At 47.3% G+C, this 20,397-nt stretch carries 11 protein-coding genes; all 11 read right to left on the reverse strand.

Annotated elements, in window-relative coordinates; all coding sequences use genetic code 11:
* Positions 1 to 75 precede the first annotated feature (75 nt).
* Positions 76 to 3,366, reverse strand: a complete 3,291-nt coding sequence (locus tag HQRW_RS02570) for a hypothetical protein (protein ID WP_014555339.1) — start codon at positions 3,364 to 3,366, stop codon at positions 76 to 78.
* 4 nt (positions 3,367 to 3,370) lie between these two features.
* Positions 3,371 to 4,603 carry an FtsZ/tubulin family protein gene (locus HQRW_RS02575; RefSeq protein WP_014555340.1) on the reverse strand — a complete coding sequence of 411 codons (1,233 nt, stop codon included), beginning with the start codon at positions 4,601 to 4,603 and terminating at the stop codon, positions 3,371 to 3,373.
* A 694-nt stretch (positions 4,604 to 5,297) separates the two neighbouring features.
* The gene (locus HQRW_RS02580; RefSeq protein ID WP_014555341.1) at positions 5,298 to 7,394 is read right to left on the reverse strand and encodes a hypothetical protein; all 2,097 of its coding nucleotides are present in this window, start codon (positions 7,392 to 7,394) and stop codon (positions 5,298 to 5,300) included.
* Positions 7,391 to 8,512: a hypothetical protein gene (locus HQRW_RS02585; RefSeq protein ID WP_014555342.1), complete on the reverse strand. Its 1,122-nt coding sequence runs from the start codon at positions 8,510 to 8,512 to the stop codon at positions 7,391 to 7,393. Before HQRW_RS02585 ends, HQRW_RS02580 begins: the two co-directional genes overlap by 4 nt.
* Positions 8,509 to 8,781 carry a hypothetical protein gene (locus HQRW_RS02590; protein WP_014555343.1) on the reverse strand — a complete coding sequence of 91 codons (273 nt, stop codon included), beginning with the start codon at positions 8,779 to 8,781 and terminating at the stop codon, positions 8,509 to 8,511. Before HQRW_RS02590 ends, HQRW_RS02585 begins: the two co-directional genes overlap by 4 nt.
* Positions 8,781 to 10,070, reverse strand: coding sequence for an FtsZ/tubulin family protein (locus HQRW_RS02595; RefSeq protein ID WP_014555344.1), 1,290 nt, complete (start codon positions 10,068 to 10,070; stop codon positions 8,781 to 8,783). The genes HQRW_RS02590 and HQRW_RS02595 overlap by 1 nt, the downstream gene beginning before the upstream one ends.
* Positions 10,071 to 10,178: 108 nt before the next feature.
* Complete coding sequence (locus tag HQRW_RS02600) at positions 10,179 to 11,894, reverse strand: hypothetical protein (protein ID WP_014555345.1); 1,716 nt, start codon at positions 11,892 to 11,894, stop codon at positions 10,179 to 10,181.
* A gap of 7 nt (positions 11,895 to 11,901) precedes the next feature.
* Positions 11,902 to 13,788 (reverse strand): FtsZ/tubulin family protein, encoded by a 1,887-nt coding sequence (locus HQRW_RS02605; RefSeq protein ID WP_014555346.1) that lies wholly within the window; start codon positions 13,786 to 13,788, stop codon positions 11,902 to 11,904.
* 6 nt (positions 13,789 to 13,794) lie between these two features.
* Positions 13,795 to 15,723, reverse strand: coding sequence for a hypothetical protein (locus HQRW_RS02610; RefSeq protein ID WP_014555347.1), 1,929 nt, complete (start codon positions 15,721 to 15,723; stop codon positions 13,795 to 13,797).
* Between the two features lie 414 nt (positions 15,724 to 16,137).
* Positions 16,138 to 18,942 carry a DNA mismatch repair protein MutS gene (gene mutS, locus HQRW_RS02615; protein ID WP_014555348.1) on the reverse strand — a complete coding sequence of 935 codons (2,805 nt, stop codon included), beginning with the start codon at positions 18,940 to 18,942 and terminating at the stop codon, positions 16,138 to 16,140.
* A 312-nt stretch (positions 18,943 to 19,254) separates the two neighbouring features.
* Entirely contained in the window at positions 19,255 to 20,001 is a 747-nt protein-coding gene (locus HQRW_RS02620) for an SDR family oxidoreductase (RefSeq protein WP_014555349.1), read from the reverse strand.
* Positions 20,002 to 20,397: the final 396 nt, after the last annotated feature.

The raw sequence follows: 20,397 nt of genomic DNA on the forward strand, positions 1-20,397 counted from the left end.
TCCGGTGCACACATATATCGATTCGGATTGTAACGCTGTACGTAATCGAAATTGATATTCGTTTCTCTACTCATTCTAGTATACGGTTCGTTCCATTCGTTCTCGCAGAGGATCGTGTTCAAATAGCTCTTCAACAGCGTTCAGTAATGCTTCTGCGACAGCAACAAACGCTGCTGATTCTACCTGATCAGTCGTATTTTGATCTCTAACCATTGTTGTTACAGATTCAACCATTTCTCTGGCAGGTGCAACCTCGGCGACATCACCAACCGCCGATGAAACTGCTTCATCAACCTCTCCAATTTGTTCGTTCACCACACTTCGCTGCTGTCCGATATCCTCGCGAGCGAGCGATGTAATTCGACTGATATCAACAGACCCACGCCATGTAACCGATACTTCAGCCATGTTCGAGCATGCTGAAAATAAATCGACGTTTCGCTTTGAGGTCATGACTGATTCCACAGTGTCAGCACTCGTTTCGATGGCATCAAGTAACGACTCTGCAACTGCGTCAGGGCGGGCATTACCACCAGCCGTCAAGAGCTCATATCCACTCGATGGGATACGCTCAACCGAACGAAGTGCTTTTGCGAGAACACTTGCATAATACAGCGGAATTGCACTATCACGGCGCTCAATCGATCCTATTTCATCAACACGGCGCTCGAGTTGGCGTCGACGGTTGCTAAGCTCAGATGGAAGTCGATAATCAAATGAAACTGGTAGTTCGATTTGCTCTGTCTCACCATCGATAACTCTAATTTCTCGTTTACTCTCGGTAAATGCATTATCGTATTCTGAGAGATCCGGTTTGACAGTATATGACCCGACTGGAGTATTCTTGAATATGACCGAGCCATTTGTATCCGGGTCAAGGACTGCTTTATTACCAGTTTCCTCTCGGATAGCGATAATAGGCACAGTCGAGACTGGTTCATCACCAATTGTGATGGTTGCGTGAATCTCTCCAATGAGTTGCCGCATTTGGATATCAACCTGTGCTTGACCCTCTCCGACTGCTACTGTTTGGGTCGTTTTCTCATATTGATCATGATCAGCAGTTATGTCAACTTCTGATACTGATAATGGCACTTGTTGTCGCCACTGACCGCGCTGATCCGTCTGTCCGCGATAGGATTGTTTTTGAGAGTTGTCAGTAACTTCAGCTGTTATCTTAGCTCCCGCAATTGGGCTCGGATCCTGAGAACCCGATTGATCAATCGTCTTCACCGCGAGTTGTTGCCCGTCAAACCTGAGTGTGATACGACTTTCAGTACCGTCCACAGACGCTTTCGCCTGCTTTTGTTGCCCATTAACCACTGCTGTTGCTTGGACATGTCCCTGCCGCATCGAGATTGTTTCACTTCCACCAGACACAGAAATTAATTTCGAGTTTGACGCTGAGGACGATTGTGGCTTGATTGTGACATCGACTTCTCGCTCGATTGGAGTACCCGTCGCATCACGTAACTGAATCCGTAATGTGCCTGTTTTGTAGGAGGAAGTAGTCGTCTGTCCTGCTGGCTCCGCTCCAGTTTCAACTGAAAGATACGTGATAATCATACTGGAGGTGATAAGTCCATATACGAGCCCATATAATGAATTTTGAATATTACCCAGGTCAATGACTATCGCTGCGAGCGATATTATCAGCACTACGAGACAGCCCCCAATGATACTAAGCATTGCAGCACCGATATCATCCTCCGCAAGCGATGTCGTCCTCAGTTCGCCCCATCCAGCAGTAACAGCGACGCTGACGAGCAACGTCGTCAACACTGTCAGTACTAAAGAATCGTTGCTGTACGCCCACCAGCTGAATAGTAATATAAATACAACTGCGGCAATACCTACACCAATACTAGTCGCACGTGGGAGTGACTGTGTCCGACGCACCACGCTTGCACCACCGAGCACGACGACCCCAAGGACACCACTCAACACGAGTAATACCGGATTATCACCCCCGAGAATCGTTGCAATTAGCCCTTCTGAACTGTCGTCGGGTGATTGACCACCTGAGATCTGCGATGCGCCTTCGCCACTGGATCCAGACGCAATGTTGACATTCCAGATTGTCCCATCTTCATCAACAAGTAAGACGGATTCATTCTCCGGAATCGGATACCCACTTGCGTTAATACCCGATGACATACTGGTCACGGAATACTGAGTATAGGAATCATTCTGCGCTATCCAAAGTGTTGCCTGCCCAGATACTTCAGATCCGCCATCCACTATAATCTGATCTGTACTAGTATTCCAGGTTGCCGTCTGTCTTTGTGACTGAATATTAATTACGTCGTTCGGGGATCCTCGTCCGTCATATACGATATTTCTGACTGCTCCATTTTTCTGCTCAATTGTAATACTGAGTGTGTTTGCGAATCGAACTTGTCCAGGGACCGTGAGCGATTGAGTATCGGTAACTTCCTGTGTCTGTGTGTATGTCCCGTCTGGATTCTTTGTTTGGACAGTCAATGTATACTCTTTACCAGGTGTAATAAGTGGATGCGATATGCTCTGCTGTTGAGCGCTCTTACTACCGGTGATTTCTGGACGAGGGTTCTGTTCTGTGGTAATCGTGTATTGTTGCGTTGACCCATCCGGCAGAACACGGACATCTATATTACTCGTGAGTGCGACGCCAGTATCGAGAAACGCTTTCTGTCGGACTACGATTGCACGCTCATCTGAACGATACTCGCCGATAATGGTTTGACTAAGACCGTTTTGAGAAATCTGAATCGGGACCTCTGCTTCTGGAACTCCAATCACTGTCGATGAGGGAATTTTGATACCATCAGATGTGATCTGTGGGGTACCATCCCCCTTTTTAACATAACGGAGGTCTGCGTTTGTCGATCCAGTCTTGTTCTGATTTACCACAGTCAATGTAATATTAGCAGATTTGAGATTGAGATTCCGATCATTGCTGATATTCCGTATGTTGAATGTAATTGATTGACTCTGATTGAACGAAGTCGGCTTGTTATCAATGACAGTCTGCCCAGCGACGGTGACATTAACTGGCTCTGTCCCGTTGATCTCAAATCCTGAGGGCGTGACAGTGACCTCTCCGCTGTTATTATTCACACTCACATCAATCGAGGCAGCCGAGGCAGTTCCGACCCAATCAAAAGCAACTCCGCCAACAGCAAACACACACACAGCAACAATAATTAAAATGCAGACCCGGCGAGCAATCATCCATACTTGAGTATCAGTATCATCCTCACGCTGTCTTGGGGGACCCGTCTGCATCTGCTGACCTGATTGTGATTGTGACTGTGGGCATGCTTGAGACGTTTCAGACGATTCGATTGATGCGTGTGGTCGTGTGTATGGATGCGATGTACTCATATACTCACCCAGAATTATCCGAAAGATAATCCTCAAGATTCTGTTTGATCTGTCGAAATCGTCGCGGCGGGAATGTCTCTCCCTCAAGACTATCGACCTCACTTGAGAGACCGCTGTCTGTCGCCTCATCCATCATTCGTTCGAATTTTGACCATGAGACATCTAATAGTGGATCAAGATCGAACCCACCGAATAATAACAGCACATCGATACTATCTCGACGAGACTGATGTGGTGTGAGCGTCGGCATCTGATGAACAACATTATCCATCCCATTGCTTGCAAGCCACCGTTGGAGGCGACGTTCAAGACCAGCCTCTGAGTATTCACCACTATCGATTGCGTGTTGTGGGACCCGAACAATCGCGTACACAACTTTTGCGGTAGCCGGATCCATTGGTATAAAAAGATTATCTGCGGCTTTATCAAAAAGCAATTCTAACTCAAATATTGATGGCTGCTCCATGGCAGTCCCGGCAGTAAAATGATATTCATCAAGCCGCCGTGGCCATGCAATAAGATCTCGAACGTCGACCACACTGTACGTCTCTCGACCAGCGCTAATCATCATATCAACTGCTTCAATCGCATTTCGATTAACCGTCTCATGACGACTTTCGTCATCCTCTCCAAGTTCTTCATCGTTTGAGACATGTGAGTTTGAGATTAATAATACCATCTCAGCGTTTTGACTCCCATCATACCATCGAAGTAACCGTGAAAGTCCGGAAACAGCATTAAAATGACGTTGCCCTCCCTCAAAATCATATGGCCATGCCGCGAGAGCAACATGCGTGACATCGCGCATCGCATTTGTTGGTGGGTTATTTTTCAAACTATCAATAATATATGGCACTGAGCCATTCCCTGTCCCGCCGCCAAGAGTCGTCATATAGAGAAATGCATCTGCTTCATCAACCCCACCAGTGGTGATTGCCTCTGTAATTCGTGTTTCATCAACTGCAGCGCATTGCTCACCACCAGGGAAGTAATTTCCAACACCGTCGAGCGGACCGAACTCAAGCGTGTGATCAGCTCTAATATCCTGAATGTCGATTGTATTCTGTTCAATACGGTCAATTGTGTTTGCGATGTCTGCGCGATTCGTGTTCATGACTAATACCCGGTCATCGATTCCAGGATTCTCAGTGCGACTGAACAGTGTCGATGCCATCCGGCCACCCCCCTCACCCGATGCGAGAACGGCCCAGCGCGTGTACGTGTCTGATTGGGACATATATATCGGTATACGTGCAGTGTGTAGTTGTATTTATATGTGTGCTCGATGTCAACTGCGATTGCGTCTTAGTATCGTTGTTGGTTTGATTGCGTTTTTTATTTTGTCTGTGTTCTTGCTGCAGATGGATATCACAAAGCAAGGTTCAATATCTCACATAATAGCCGATCCTGTCGGCATATCGATATCCAGAGTGGCTTCTTGAAGTAACCTACTGATGATACTGCTGTCTGGATTGCTACCGTGTCGGCTTACTTCCAAATAGTCATTATCCATATACACGATGATGAGTTAATCCGAATGGTATTCGCTGATATATATTTTCGATTCGTATCATCATATATACATTTTTAATTCAGTGCTAACTCATTGATGCATATAATTACATGCGAACGTGTATATGTAAGTCTAGTTGTGATTGACATCCTCCTCCACATAAACGCGGAGGAATCCTGAGCGTGAGCATTAGAGATTTCAGGTTTGCAGTTCCACCGAACCCCGCATGGTGAGAATCCGTGTGGGGTTCACAAACTGTGACGGGGCGAGTGGGACTGCTGGGAGTGCCACATCTCAGCGTGGCTATTGCAGCGTAGGATTCATCCTGTGGCTGAACCCGTAGGTATTCTCCTTGACCCTGTATAATAGAAATCATGTGTGCATTTTTATGTTATTCTCAACGACAGTATGAAGTAGCTCATGATTCCTTTTTTTGCAGTTCTCCGTCAACTATCATACCGTCCTCATTATTTGTATTGATGAGTGATTTTATTTCACTATCCGGAACTGGAGCTGAAAGGAATCGCTCTCTCAACCCATCAAGTGAAATTGTCTCACCCTTATCAAGATTGTATGTGAGTACGTTTGTTAACTCCTGCCGCAGACGGTCACTATCGTACACGATAATCGTTCCATCGGTATTTTCGATTGCGGTGTGGTCAGCACGTTCAGCCCATAACACGAGCAAGCATGGAACGTATGATTCATCAATTTGATATGACATTGTTGAACTCAGGTATGTTTTCTCATCAAACTGCGTCGAAAACCGTGATGCAAGATCATCAAGATACGCTGAGGCTTCCTCAATTATTCCATCACAGACCCGGTCTTGAAGTGTTATTGATGGTACTGATAGCGATATTTCAGTATCATCACTCACAGAGATCTCCGTTTCAGCTGACCCGAAGTCATCAACAGCAGCTACTGCTGTAACTGTATATTCGCCGAATGGGACATCACTGAACGTTGCGGTCCCAACAAGTGGCGTCTCAACGGTCATTTCATCCGTATAGTCCGTACCGTCCAAAACGATTCGAATTTGACGATCAGAACCACCACGTTCGAACTGGACAGTCACTGTCACGGTGTATGTTTCAGTTCCCCCAACTCGTCTGAGACTTGGAACATCCATGTTGAGTGTCACATGATCGGGGTGTGACCGATAATACAGTCCTAAGAACTGAGTCTCATGATTTCGGACAGGAAGCTCCTCGCCGGTAATTTGCCCATCGCTCTGAAGCGCAGATTCAATCACCGGTTCAACTTGATTATATCCGCTGATGACAGCGACTTTTGGCTTGACCTTGTCAATTCCGTTCATCAGTGCATCAACTGCCGTAGCCCATCGCTGTTCAAACGTTTGAAGGGTATCACTATCCTGCACTTTTCTGAGATAATCTGTCTCAACCGCTGCAGGTGGTGTATAATATCCATCTGGAATATCCGCATCAGCGAGCTCTGCATCCATTGAATTGAGCTCTGTGGTCAGCGCGTCAATGATCTCAGTGCACTCTGCTCGCGTTTTCTTTCGATGCATCGCAAGTGTTGAAAGATCGACAGCATCAGTAAGTTCGGCGACAGATCGCCTTCTCTGAGCGATGTCCGGTGCTGAGTCAGGAAGGTACTGCTCGATATTGTACTCATCAACTGTCTGTAGAAGCGACTGAAGTTGCTCTCGATTTGTCTTGAATGTGCTTTCACCCTTGGTTTTAATTGCATCGCGTGCACGGAGGAGTGCAGTCACTGCATCAATTATTTGATAACTGCTGGCTGCTTCCCGTGCCGTCTCAACCTCTGTTTCGATCGCTGTCGTCTCAATATCATCAGCACTCCGTGCAATGGATTGAATTGTCTCTGCGGCCGCATCAACCGTCTCTACTGCCTGCCCTCGAGCAGCCTCGAGTGACTCACCCGCAGCAGCAACTTCTGCACCTGCGGTTGTCGTTGTGACATCAATCGCACGTACAGCGTCTCCACCATCCTCAATGAGTGCATCCAGTCGATCGAGCGACTCAGCGATCGTCTCAATGCGGTCTTCGACAGTCTCAGCGAACGCTGCTGGCAGTTCCTCCTCAATATCATCGACCTGTCCTGATAATGAATTAATTGTTTCAAGATCTGAAACATTACCAACTGAAAACGCACCAGTTTCTGTGTCGACATCGATTCCTGCTGTTTGAAGATCACGCTGCAGTGAATCAATCCCAAGTCCAACTCCAGTATCAATGATAGCCGGATATGTTTGTTTCAATTGTTGGCGTGTCTGCCAGATATCACTGAACGTCTCACCAACTTCTCGCGCACGTCGTCGAGTATACTGCGTTTGGTCCGTCCCGCTTGCGTCAACTCGTCGTTGAATCCAGACACCACCGCTGATGAGTAACAACGGTACCATCCCAACTGCTGCATATACTGCCCACTGTGACCCAACAGCGACGAAAACACCTGCACTCACCGCTCCAGCAAACACAACGAGTCCAATAAGACCGGCGGCTGTCCGAGTTGATGATTTCATAATATTGCTCCTATTGTTCCACTGAGGACAGCGATAATAATCCCAGCAAGAATCAATGCGCCACCACCACCGAGTTGAGCGGAAATTGCAGACCACTCCAGTTGCCGACCAAAGTCGGCGAAATCCCTAGTTTTCCGTCCAAGTATGTGTGTCCGATAACCAGCAATAACAGCTCCAAGTGCAATTCCTGGGACCGCACCAATCGCGAGATTACTTAACACGCTAATTCGCGCACGCTGCTCAACGGCTGCAAGTTTCGTTGCATACTGACTCATGGTTGCATTTACCGCCTGCGATTGGTTCTGTTGTTCTGCTGTAATTTCCTCAAATGCATTTAGATGAGGTTCTGAGCCGTCGCGCGCACGATTGAACAACTGCCTACGGAGTTCTGCTGCATCCGCGCGGGCAGCCGTTCGTGACGCGTTCAGTGTGTTGAGTGTCCGGTTGGCTTCCTGAAGTTTGCTTACAGTCATATCGACACGTTGTTCATTGGCTGTGAGTTCCTCAGTAGTCGTATTAAGTGAATTAAGTGATTCTGTTATTGATTCCGTGGCATTACGGTAATCCTGCTCATTGCCTCGGTATGCAGTAGCATTCGAAAATACAAGTGGCTCCTGTGCTAAATCTGATTTGACAGTCCCCTCACGCTGTGTCTGTATTCGTACTGTATTATCAACAGATGCGCTCAGGGTGGTGTCATCGAGCGTCACGACTGTACTATCGAAGCCGACCGTCGCTCGATATGTTCGCCCATTGGCACTCGGTGAAATATCAACCAGATTTTCCGTATCAATATCCCATACTGTTGTCTCTCCTGGCTGAGGTCGCTCCGCACCGTTTGCTGTGCAGTACCCGATGTATAATTCAGTTCCTGGATACACTGGTGTGTTAGCATCATATTGCTGATTATTTAGGAAGACAACAACTGTATCAGTCTCTCCCTGACACGCGCTCTCGACGGTCTCCTCAGCGGGTTGAACAGCAGCAACTCCGCCGGTTGCTACCGTGAGTGTCACACCAACATTAACAATTAATATAATGACAACGACTCCATATCGTATCCACTGTCGGCATTGCATCGGCAATTCATGTTCTTGTGGACGGTTTGTATTCGTCATAGCTGATTATCCCAGTACAGAAACACACCAATACTCCCAAGAATGCTCCCGATGCCTGCTCCGAGGAGTACACCAGCCCCAATATGTTGTATTGTTTGTTGGCTTGTCTTCACCGCTGCAAGCACTGATTCTGTCTGCATTTGCATGGTTGATGCGCTCGGTGGTGCTGCACCAGCAACAGGATCTGGTGTGAGAGCAATTATTACGCCTACACAAACAAATATACCAACAGTGACGACCATCCCAATGGTAATCGGTTCACGTCTCATCAGGCAATCACCGCGTCTGATTCCGTTTCATATTCTTCTGCAAGCGTCTCTAATTCAGTAAGTCGCTCAAGATCCTCTCGTCGATATGTAAATAAAGTTGTGAATGAAACCAAACTTCGATTTGTCAATGTTGCACCAAGATTCACCTCATCACATCGGGCATGGAGAAATGACCGCAACGTCGATGTCTGAATTTGGTAGTCTGTATCAGCAATATACGTCGAAGGTGCACGCAACAGTCCAATTGCCTTTCGTGCCTCCCGTGTATCGACGTCTGCAACAGTTTGTTTTAGTTCAGCGACTTGTGAGAGTGCTGTTGCATCAATCTCATTTTGTCCAATAAACGGCAATAGATATCCAGCGAGTGATTTCGTCATCTCCACCGACCGACCCATCGACGCGTATCCGGTTTCGGTATCCTCCCCCAGACCGAATGAAAGGCTCGTTACGATATCTTGAATATCAATAATTGGTGGATCAACATCATATTCGCTCCGATCAATCCGCTCAAGAACAGTCCCTGAAATGAGACTCACAATTGCAGAGGCGACGTATTCGTTTAGATCCGTGAACTGTCCCTCTGCGGCTTCATGATATGAAAGCCGTTCATTATCAATGAGGATGATGCCATCTGCAACCTGCTCAATCTGATTGAGTCCATAGCGAGCATTCCAGGCTTGTCGACTCGGTGAAGCGCCCTCATCAGATTCATTATTGACCGTCCCAACCGGACCCTGAGTATTTGGAAGCACACAGACCGCGATTGTTTTGCATGTTCCGCCGGTGTACTCATCAATCGCATCGATAATATGTGCAGTGATTCCACACCCTGTTCCGCCACCAAGTCCACAGAACACAAACGCAAACGGTACGTTCGTTTCCTCAGTTTCGACCACTGGGTCTGTCGCTGTTGTTCCGGTATCATCCTCTGAGCTATCACCAGTATTCACCGTCTCTTCTTCGAATTTAATCTGCTCTGTCAATTCATCATACAATGTATTATCAAGCGCTGCCCGGTTATTCGTGATTACCTCATCAGCTCGAACCGGATTGCGCCCGAATCCACCTGTCACCTGCTCTTCGAATCCATCTGTCGTTCCCGGGACCAGTCCTGCACCTTCAGCAATTCCGTACCAACTATTTCGATCGATATTTGTGAGCTTCCGCAGGTCTCTGACTGTCGAATTGAAAACAAGATGTGTCGCAATCTCATCCATATTATTATGAGCGAATATCTCGTCCACAATAGAACTGCCAGCCTGTCCTGCACCCACAAAAAGGTATGGCATTATTGTATCTATGTTTAATCCACTCTGATAAACATGTCTGCTCGCTCAGGATTATATCTGTTATGCGAGTACGTAACCAACTCTACTGCGTTATGATGATCATCACGGTCACCCGCGTAACTGCTCGAGTAGCACACTGTATGCTTGACGCTCATATAGCTCCATCACCCAATCAAGTGTCTCATCAGCGGCCTGTAAATACCCAATTGCTCGGTCGGTATTCCCTGCTGCTCGTGCATCATCAGCTGCTTCCTGCAGTGAGCTCACGAGTTCAAGAAAGTGAATTGGGATGCTATGATCGTGTGTTGGATACTCAGAAGGATACTCTGTACGAAGGGTTGATCGCCGTGATTCAATCTCTTCAGCGAGTGTCTGAACGCTAAGCCCACTGGATTCTCCGGTCGGCGACTGTAGTTCTGGGCATAATGTTCGATCATAAAATCGTAATTCCTGTCGCGCTGCATATACACTTACACGATCTGCGGGTCCTGCTTGTGAGACAGTTGATTCAAGCTCAGCAGCGCGATCAGCCAATATTTTCCCAATTGCTGCATCGGTTTTTTGAAACTCAGTCACGAGTGACCCCGCTAACTCAGCGACAGAATCAGTCTCAACCCCCTCGAGCCGGTCTGCGGTAACAGCGGCTTCATCAATTACTGTCACAGCCGATTGCAGCGTCTCAGCGTACCTCGAAGCAGCAACATCATCTGCTCGGATCACATCAATCAAACTCTGACTTCGACTACTTTGTGGAGAAATTGCTGCCCGCTCAATGACAGTATTGATGTCAGTCAGTGCCGTGGTAAAGGCGACTTCCTCATTCGTTAGCGCCGTGGTGATTTCGTCGAGCGCTAAATCGGGATTGGTGTTTGGATCAGCACTAACTGACTCACCAGCCTGCTCACGAACAGCGTTGCATATTTTCTCAATGCTCGTAACCATTGACGCCTGTGTACTATGACACTCATCTCTGTCAGTAACGACATCTGCAAGTCGTTCGCCAATAATTGTGATTGCTGACCCAGCGTCTCCATCGATTTTGACCCCCTTTTGTTGCAGTGTTTGTGCTAATTGCTCTGGTTCAACATGCGGTCGTACTGTTGACAGTGCTTGGTGTGTCTCAGCATCGCGCTCAATTCGTTCAACTGCTGTGGTAAGTGTATCGGTTAGTCGTCGTTCAGCAGTGTTATTTGTCGCTTCAAGATACCGAAGAAGTCGGTTCGCAGTGTCTGTCTGTGGGTCTGTCCGTGCTGACGCTGTTTCAGCTGCATTAGCTAATAACGCCGAGACTGTCTTGTTAGTTGTTTCTGTTCCTTCAGTCATCTTTGTGTGAGTATTTTCACCACTGGTAGTGTTCGTGTCACTCATCACAACACTCACATCATCATGGCTTCCTGTCGTCTCCTGCCCTCCAGGCGACGCGTCGGAACCTGATGCAGTTGGTGGGATCAGCTTATTTTGATCTGCAGCGCGGAGGATTGCAGTCGCCTGCGTTGATGGATTTGCATTTTGATCAACGATTTCTCGTTCGATCAACCTGGCTTCAGCGACAATCTTATTGATAGCGTCGATGAAGACGGCAGGATCGTGATTTATCTTACCTATTGATTCTGTTGCTTCTGTTGGTTCTATTGTTTCTGACCCTGAGTCACCTTGCGTGCGAATCCCGATAATAAATCCTATGACTCCACCAAGAAATAAAGAAATCACCGCCGACCCAGCAAATAATGCTATATTCTCGACACCGAAATCATTGAGTATGTTGATAACGACTACCACACCCTTACCGGAAGCCACTCCTGCATCAACGAGTATATTCATCATTGTCCAATCACCCCATATTTTCTCGACCAAGACAATCAAACAGTGGCTCGATTGTTTCCCATGCTTCCCGTAGCTCCTGTGCTTCTTTATTTTCGCTTTGCTCAACAAGCTCTCGCGCATGTTTATACATTCGCTCTAGCGTCGGGAGGTTTGGATTCCATATGAGCCCCCACAAATAGACATTGTCTACGTGTGGCACAACGAGCTGATTAACATAGATATCAACCGAACTAGGTCCATCATATTGCTCGCGTGCGAGAAAGTCTTGACCGCTTAGGATTGATGTCAATTCACCATCTTGCAGTAGTGGCTCAAGTTCCTCCATCTTCTCTGCTGGACCATACGCCATGAACGTGCCACCCCATGCACTCTTTGGATCAAAATCAACGAGTTGCCCTTGCAGAAGCGTCGATCGTGCAAGTGTATCTAATCGCGCTCTATCGAATCGACTGGCACTTGTCGTTCCAATCACTGGCGCCATTACCACAGCGGGAGTGTATGCTCGCTCACTAGCGACGCTATATTTTCGTTGGACTGGGCGAAAACTGTCTGGAACATCAAACACCTCACCACTAATTCGTTCAGTCCCCGTAGTATCTGCTGACTGTGGTGTTGACGACATCGTAAACGCCTCAAGGAACGTCACCAATAGGCGATTTACATCAGTGTACATTGGTGGATTATAATGCTCAAGTGCCGCCTGATCAATATCGACAGCAAAATCGGTTCGCTGTGCATCAAGTTTGCTATTATCGAATGGGATGATACCATCAACGTGTTTTGAGAGATATGCCATTCCAACTACCCCACGAACCATCTCTGATGCGCCAAATTCAGTCTCCGACGGAAGGACCACAGAACTCAAAATTGGCTTCGAAAGTGTCGTTGCGTCTGCAACACCTGTTCCCTCACTCACGAGATTTCGAATATTCTTCGCTAAAACTGGAGTAGATCCACATCCAGTGCCCTTTGTAACGCTGTGGATCAACATCACAGCCTGTGATGCCTCTAAATCACGCTGGTCAACATCAAGCCGGTCCTTGATTGCATTTTTTTCATCCTCAAAATCTTTCTGCATGAGTGTTCGACCAACCTTCCAATTACGCCCTGCACCGCTGTAATTATGATGTCGGTAGCCAATCATCCCATTTGTAATGAGTTTTTCTCTTGAAAACGCTCGATCCTGCTGTGCATAAAATGTATTTCCTAACTCCGCAATATTGGTATTCAATCCTGCATAGTCTGCTAGCCCACCATCCCATACTTGTGCAAGCGGACTATTTTGCTCACGCAGCGTCTCTCGACGGAGTAAAATAGCGTCAAGAATATGATTACCAGCCCCACCGACACCAATCATCTGCCATTTATTCCCTGTTGCGCCAACCAGCGGCGTTGACCCAGGGACACTCACACTGTTGTCGACACCCTCGTCACTGATTGCATTCACACTCTCACTCTCCAAGCGATTTTGTCCGGCGTCATCACGTATCTCGATAGTGTCGGTCGAATTCGACCCGTTCCCTCTATTTACACTTCGTGTCGACCCCGATGATCCTTGATTAGTTGAATTCGATGTTGATTGTGTTAAATTATGTGCTCCTTCCGTATTTGAATTGGTATCACTACTTGCGCTGTCGTTATGATGTGATTCACTCTCATTTTGACTTCCAGTGCCTGACGTCGTAATATGTAGTGATGAGTCCTCATCATCGCTATCCGAGCTATCATCGCGATACTGCGGTCGCAACTCGCCATTGCTATCAAAGATTGTATTATATCGGTCTGCGTATACCTCTTGAACGGATGCTGGTGTTCCTGCATGGTCAGCAGCGATGTGTTCTTCAATACTTTGCTCATCAATTTCGCGCAGGCAGATTTTGCAATTGTCTGTCATTGTCGGTTATGCGTATACTGATTGTAGTTGCTTCATTACTCGTCGTGGGCTCACTCCATCTGCGACTTCAATAGAGAGGAATCCTGGTGGTGGATTCGATGGAACTGCTACGTGAACTACATCGCCTTGTCGCTCGGCGAATGATTTAATTTCATTAAGAACGGCTGATTTGATAAACTTCGCCGGGAGTTGCTCAGTTTGGAGTTCGACAGTGCTTTTTCCACGCTGAGATGCGGCATTCGCTTGCAGTTCACCAAGCACATACAGCACATCATCATGTGGTACCTCTGCATCTTGGGGGTTACCCCCGGTTAATGCTGCATGTTCACCTGTGCTATCTACCGTCCCACTATATTCTGCTCCGGTCGAATTGGTGGTGGCATCGCCTCCAGTAGACTCTGTTTCTGGATTGTTACTCTCTGTTATATTTAACACCCCCTCTGCAACCTCATATTCAATATAATAACTCTGTTCAAATGGCACGCGTAATCTCTCAACAAGAGTAGCATCGATTGACGATGGGACAGGAATTGAACCGGATCCGTACTCAATCGTCGCTGTGACGCTTTGACCAAAGAACTCGGCAATTTGAACTATCTCTCTTGCCTCTGTCTCTGCTGCGTCAGCCGATTGTATTGCTGCATCAAATCGACATTCATGTAATGTTTTGAGTGCTTCCTCACGATAATCATCAACAGTTGGCTTTGTTGGCAGAGATTCACCAGTCGATGACTCCGGTGTCCGACCTTCGAGGAGATACGCCTCAAGTCGTTCTTGTGCCGGTCCCTCTAATTCATCAAGATTTGCTGTCGCCGTCTCGATTGCTCTCTGTGCTGCATCTAGTGATTCAGCAATAGATTCTTCATGTGTCTGAAGTGTTTGCTCAATCGCATCAAGATGTGTATCAATTGTATCAATTGCCCCAGCAACAGCAGCAAGTCCATCCGGATCCGCTTCGATCGTTTCGGTAAGTCGAGTTGCTATTTCATGCTGCGATCCCCCAATCTGAATAGTTGGTTCATCAATTGTTGGTAATGAGACCGAGTTGTGCGTCCGCAGATTTCGGATCGTATACTCACGACTGAATCGTGAAACATAGTGCACATCACTGTATCGTTCGTTAATTTTGTCTTCGACTTGTCGCTCTAATGTAGATATTACTCGCGTAGCAGTCTCCCCTGCAACATCATTGAGTTTCGCCGCATCAGCTTGCAGTTGTGCAGCTGTATCATGACGCTCACGACTCGATGTTGACCCATCGACAACTGCATCCGCTTCATCCTGAACCGCTTGACACCGATCTCGAAACTCACTGCATTGTGATTCGAACGCTGTGACCGCCTCTGGTGCAATTGTCTTTAGTGAAGATTGTACCTGTTCGCCCACAACTCGCTCAATTTGACTGTTAAACGTTGTGAGCGCCTCCTGTGTGTCTTCGCGGGCAGTAGATAACGCCTTTGTAGCCTCTGAATCAAGTGTTATACTCCAATCAAAAACAAGCGATGCTGCCCAACTCATCGCTGCGGTTCCGATAGGGACAAACAAGAACCCAGCAGTTTGAATCGCTGGGAGCCCTGCGGAAGCAACTGGAAGATACACAAGCTCAAATAACACAAGAAATAGTGTCACAAATCCGGTTGCACCAAGCGTTATGACACGATGTCGAAGCGCAAATAATCCAACACCCTGTGCAGTCCATGCAAGTGCAATGAGGACAAATAATATAAAGACAATCGTCGAACTTGACCGGAAAATATTACCTGCGACCCTAAACACAGAAATTGACCATAAAAACCGAGTAAGTGACCCGATCAAGGGAATTACTGTGACTGTCGTCTCAAGCAGCGCGACCGTTGCCTGCACGAAGGATGCAAGAATTGGCAACCCAGCGACAGCCCAACAGCCTGCCGCAATTCGCCGCCTGTTCTGCAACATCTATACACAAACATGTTGACGGGGGATAAAATACTTCGTGCATATGATTCTCATACACGTGATGTAGGCATGATTTGCTGTGAAACCCCCTCGAATATAACTGAAACCCTCCTGACCGTCCCGATGGAAAAAGTCGGCTGGAATTCACACCTGGACACTCCTTACGCCTTATCGGTAGAAGCAGATTATTATTTTCATATATAAATAAGCTGACCGTAACTCCTGTCTCACCTGGCGTATAAACCGTTGGGAGGATGTACAGGCGGTTCGAAACGACTACTTCGGGGGTTGACCCAGAGTGAGTTCATGTCACTAGAATAGCAATCTTTATATCGGCTTTTCAGACCTGTAGGAGCCGTCTCAGAGTGTTTCGGAAACAACAATGGATAAAAATTAGCTATTTGTCATTTCGCATTATTCCTCACTATCAGCGTCTGTTAGCTGTTTCTGCCACTGCTCGACGGTTTGCAGGAGCGTCACCGGTGCTGTTGATTCAATATCGAGCGATTGGAGTTCATTGATTACTTCCTTTGTGTCTGAATCAACTCTGGCATGTTCAGGGTTTTCGGATGTAGCTCGATTATTCTTGAGTTTCCTGTTATCACTCGTAGGAGTCGTTTGGTTTTCTGTATTTTCGCCTGCTTCAGCAACTCGAATGTCACCACTATTGACGTCAAAGACAACCTGTTGTGTTGTTTCTGCGCTCTTATCGCCTCCAGTCATATTCTCTTCTTGATCGCGTTTGGATGTATCAGCGTGATTTTGTGTCTCAACCTCGATTGCTTCATCAGCACGAAGTGTTGATAGTACGTCTCTTGCTCGTGTGAGGACTGGATCCGGAACACCAGCAAGTTCTGCCACATGGATTCCATATGAACGGTCCGCTGGTCCTGATTCAACAGTGCGAAGAAACGTCACATCGCCATTACGCTCCTCTGCAGCGACATGGACATTTGAGACGCCTGTGATTCGATCTGCTAATGTTGTGAGTTCATGATAGTGTGTTGCAAAAAGAACGCGCGGTGATGGTGCTGTTGATTGCGCTGCTGAGAGATACTCTGTTGCAGCCCATGCAATTGATATTCCATCATACGTCGCTGTCCCTCGACCGACTTCATCAAGAATAACGAGCGACTCAGAGGATGCTGAGTGAAGAATCTTCGAAAGCTCCTGCATTTCAACCATGAATGTTGACCGACCCTGTGCAAGTTCATCTAATGCACCAACACGCGTGTAAATTCCATCAACAGCCCCAATTGTGGCGGCTGCTGCTGGGACAAAACTTCCAGCGTGTGCAAGAAGAGTAATAAGTGCCACCTGTCGAAGATACGTTGATTTCCCGCTCATATTTGGTCCTGTAACAAGCAGGAAATTCCGTTCATCTTCTAACTGGAGGTCATTTGGAACAAACTCTGTTGTCTGCTCGACAACCGGGTGCCGACCGGCCTCAATATCAACTGTATGATCGGCGCGTAGCGTCGGACGTGTCCAGTCGTTTTCGACGGCATGTGTCGCGAGTGAGTGAAGTGCGTCTATCTCTGCAATAACTTGTCCGACTGTCTGTAACATCGCAGCGTAGTCAGCAATCTGCTCACGGAGTTCACAAAACAACTCATATTCCATCTCACCACGTGATTCCTCTAATCGAAGGATGTCTCGCTCACGCTCAGCAAGTTCATCTGTTTTAAATCGCTTCGAGTTTTTGAGAGTTTTAATCTCACGATAGTGTTCTGGGACTTGATCCGCAACAGATTTGCCAACCTGTATATAATGACCATCAGTTTTGTTTCGATCGACACTGAGGTGATTTAGATTATGTGTCTCCGTCTCTCGCTGGGCTAGTTTGTCCATCCACTCCTGGGCAGTCTCATGACGTTCTCGAAGGGAATCAAGTTCAGCATCATATCCATATTGGAACAAGCCGCCGTCTCGAATTGTCTTTGGGGGCTCATCAACAAGCGCTGCTGTAAGTTCATCCCGAACAACTTTTACAGTATCCTCAGTTGGTCGAGTGACCACCTGCATCAAAGGCGATTCAGACAATATTGATTCTGTGATAACTTCATCGAGCGTTGGGAGTATCTCGAGCGTTTCTCGAATTCTAAGGAGATCAGTGGCATCAGCACGTTCAGAGATACACCGCGCAGCTAATCGTTCGAGATCATAGCTTCCATTCAGTGTTTCAGCGATTCGCTCACGAGCCAATGGTGCGTCTACAAGCGCCTCAATGCAGTCAAGTCGACGAGTTATCTCTGTTTGCACGCGCTGTGGTCGCATTATCCACTCTCGAAGTTGCCGGTGCCCCGCACTTGTTGCGGTATGGTCAATCGTCCCGAGAAGCGTTCCATCCCCACCGCGGTCGCCATGCATTGTCTCGGTCAATTCAAGATTACGTCGTGTCGTCGTATCCAGTGCGAGGTGAGTATCTGAATCCAGCGGTTGTAATCTCGTTATTGCGGCGCGAACACCTGTGTCTGTTTCATCGATATACGTAAGTATTGCACCAGCAGCCTGTATCGCAACATCAGTCTCAATATTGAGACTATCAATTGCAGTTGTACCAAACTGCTCGCTAAGAATATGACGCGCACGTCCAAGAGCAAAGGCTGCTGTTTCAAATGAAGACACTGTCGCATCAGTGCCGTCACGAAGTCGCCGAATAAAGTCATCAGCATTCCTAACGGTTGGACCAGGGAGAATTTCAACTGGGTCAAATCGAGTGAGCTCTGCATATGCAGTCTCAGCATCCGCAACGTCACCAATAAAAAACGAGCCGGTTGTTACTTCGGCAAACGCAATCCCAATAGTCGTCTCAGTTGTCTCAGTTGTCTCAGTCGCTGTGAGATCCCCAACAACGGCTGCGATATACCGCGCATCAGCATCATCAGTCGATAATAATGTTCCGGGCGTGACAACTCGACTGATGCGACGATAATGATCTCCATCGTCGGCTTCATATTGGTCTGCGACAGCAACCCGATATCCACGCTCAACAAGCGATTTAAGATATGGAGTCAGGTCATCAACCGGCACTCCAGCCATTGGATATGAGGACCCATGTGAGGATTTTTCTGAAACTGTGAGGTCGAGCTCCGCGGACACTAATTCAGCGTCTTCAGCAAAGAACTCATAGAAATCACCACATTGCATCGTCAATAGATCCGCGTCTGTCTCAGCGCGAAGGGAGAAAAACTCGTCTACGATTCCCTGCGAGGTCATACCGCTTTATCCGCCGCCGATGCGATAAAACGCTATGGTGTTCGTCTCATGAAGACCACCCAACTTGTGAATTTTATCTGAGTAGCCGCTGTGGTCTCTATCTCTACAGATGTGTAAGACGGGTGTCTTTGTGATCGTTCAGATTCGTTTAATTACACCTGAATTTCTCTCATTTTTCATATGCAACGTTACGTTCTCAACCGGTCCATCGCGTGCTCCAGATTGAATACAGAGACTGGCTGAAAAATAATCAATGGAATAATACAATTACGCGTGGATGATCAATTGATATTTATTACTATCAGTAATGAATCAGGCTTCCTGTAGCCGACCGCCGTCAATTGCAATATTCTGCCCAGAAATATATTCGGCTGCATCGGTACAGAAGAATAGTATCGGTGCGATCACATCATTAAATCGAGCTGGGCGACCACGTGGATAACCACTGACATCAACAACAGTATTCTCAACTGCAAACGGTGAGACGGCATTAACCGTGATTCCATTATCCTGTGTATCATATGCAACTGTTCGTGTAAATAATAGAACAGCTTTTTTTGCTGCGAAATATGGAAAATTCATTGGAACAGCACGATCATCACGGGCATCAGCAACACCAAAATTAATGATCCGACCCCAGTGAGTATCACGCATTGTTGGTAGAACTGCTTGAGTACAGAGATACGTACCATAGAGACAGCCCTCGATTGTGCGACGCCACTCTGCAAGTGAAAGTTCATCCCATCGTCCTTGCGGAAGTGGTCCAACAGCATTCACCAATATATCAATCGTATCAAGTTCTGTCTCACACCTTGCAATCATTGTATCCACCTCATCGGGAACAGTGACATCTGCCTGCACAGTTGTCGCTGCGACATCATATTCACGTGCGGTCTCGGCGGTTGCCGCTGCCGCCTCGCCACTCTGGCGATAATGAACAGCAACATCAGCACCTGCGTCGGCAAGTGCAAGAAGTACCTCCCGCCCGACACGCTTTGCTGAGCCAGTTACCAATGCGGTTCGTCCATCTAATGTTGGCGTGAGATTGATGTCAGCCATAGCAGTTATATTCGGGCTATGGATATCAGTTACCTGGCAGCGTGAAATGAATATTTCTATAGTTATAGGTGATACAAACGCAATCCAATCATATTCAGACCATGGATACGCGCCGTCGCAGCCGGAGGTTTCCGAACATCTTTGTGCAATATGACGTATGTATAATTGTCGGCGCACTGGCTCTGACTCCACTGTAGCCGAGCGCCCGAAAAGTGGTGGTTCGAGTGTTGGTGTCCGCCCACGCTAGAAACAGAGTGTGCCCCACGTGGGAAGCAAACAACAAGCACCGGGCGAGTGTCAACATAAATGACTCCGAATCTGGTGACACCGACTACCGACTACCGACCACCAATCCTGTAGGGAGACTGATACAGAAACGCGTTTTCGGCTGAGAAA

It is taken from the genome of Haloquadratum walsbyi C23 (assembly GCF_000237865.1).
Classification (GTDB): Archaea; Halobacteriota; Halobacteria; order Halobacteriales; family Haloferacaceae; genus Haloquadratum; species Haloquadratum walsbyi.

Excerpts from the sequence above, each read along its gene's own strand:
- mutS (WP_014555348.1), bottom strand. The coding sequence starts at position 18,942 with ATGACCTCGCAGGGAATCGTAGACGAGTTTTTCTCCCTTCGCGCTGAG.
- HQRW_RS02575 (WP_014555340.1), bottom strand. The coding sequence starts at position 4,603 with ATGTCCCAATCAGACACGTACACGCGCTGGGCCGTTCTCGCATCGGGT.
- HQRW_RS02620 (WP_014555349.1), bottom strand. The coding sequence starts at position 20,001 with ATGGCTGACATCAATCTCACGCCAACATTAGATGGACGAACCGCATTG.
- HQRW_RS02585 (WP_014555342.1), bottom strand. The coding sequence starts at position 8,512 with ATGACGAATACAAACCGTCCACAAGAACATGAATTGCCGATGCAATGC.
- HQRW_RS02580 (WP_014555341.1), bottom strand. The coding sequence starts at position 7,394 with ATGAAATCATCAACTCGGACAGCCGCCGGTCTTATTGGACTCGTTGTG.
- HQRW_RS02595 (WP_014555344.1), bottom strand. The coding sequence starts at position 10,070 with ATGCCATACCTTTTTGTGGGTGCAGGACAGGCTGGCAGTTCTATTGTG.
- HQRW_RS02605 (WP_014555346.1), bottom strand. The coding sequence starts at position 13,788 with ATGACAGACAATTGCAAAATCTGCCTGCGCGAAATTGATGAGCAAAGT.
- HQRW_RS02590 (WP_014555343.1), bottom strand. The coding sequence starts at position 8,781 with ATGAGACGTGAACCGATTACCATTGGGATGGTCGTCACTGTTGGTATA.
- HQRW_RS02600 (WP_014555345.1), bottom strand. The coding sequence starts at position 11,894 with ATGATGAATATACTCGTTGATGCAGGAGTGGCTTCCGGTAAGGGTGTG.
- HQRW_RS02570 (WP_014555339.1), bottom strand. The coding sequence starts at position 3,366 with ATGAGTACATCGCATCCATACACACGACCACACGCATCAATCGAATCG.
- HQRW_RS02610 (WP_014555347.1), bottom strand. The coding sequence starts at position 15,723 with ATGTTGCAGAACAGGCGGCGAATTGCGGCAGGCTGTTGGGCTGTCGCT.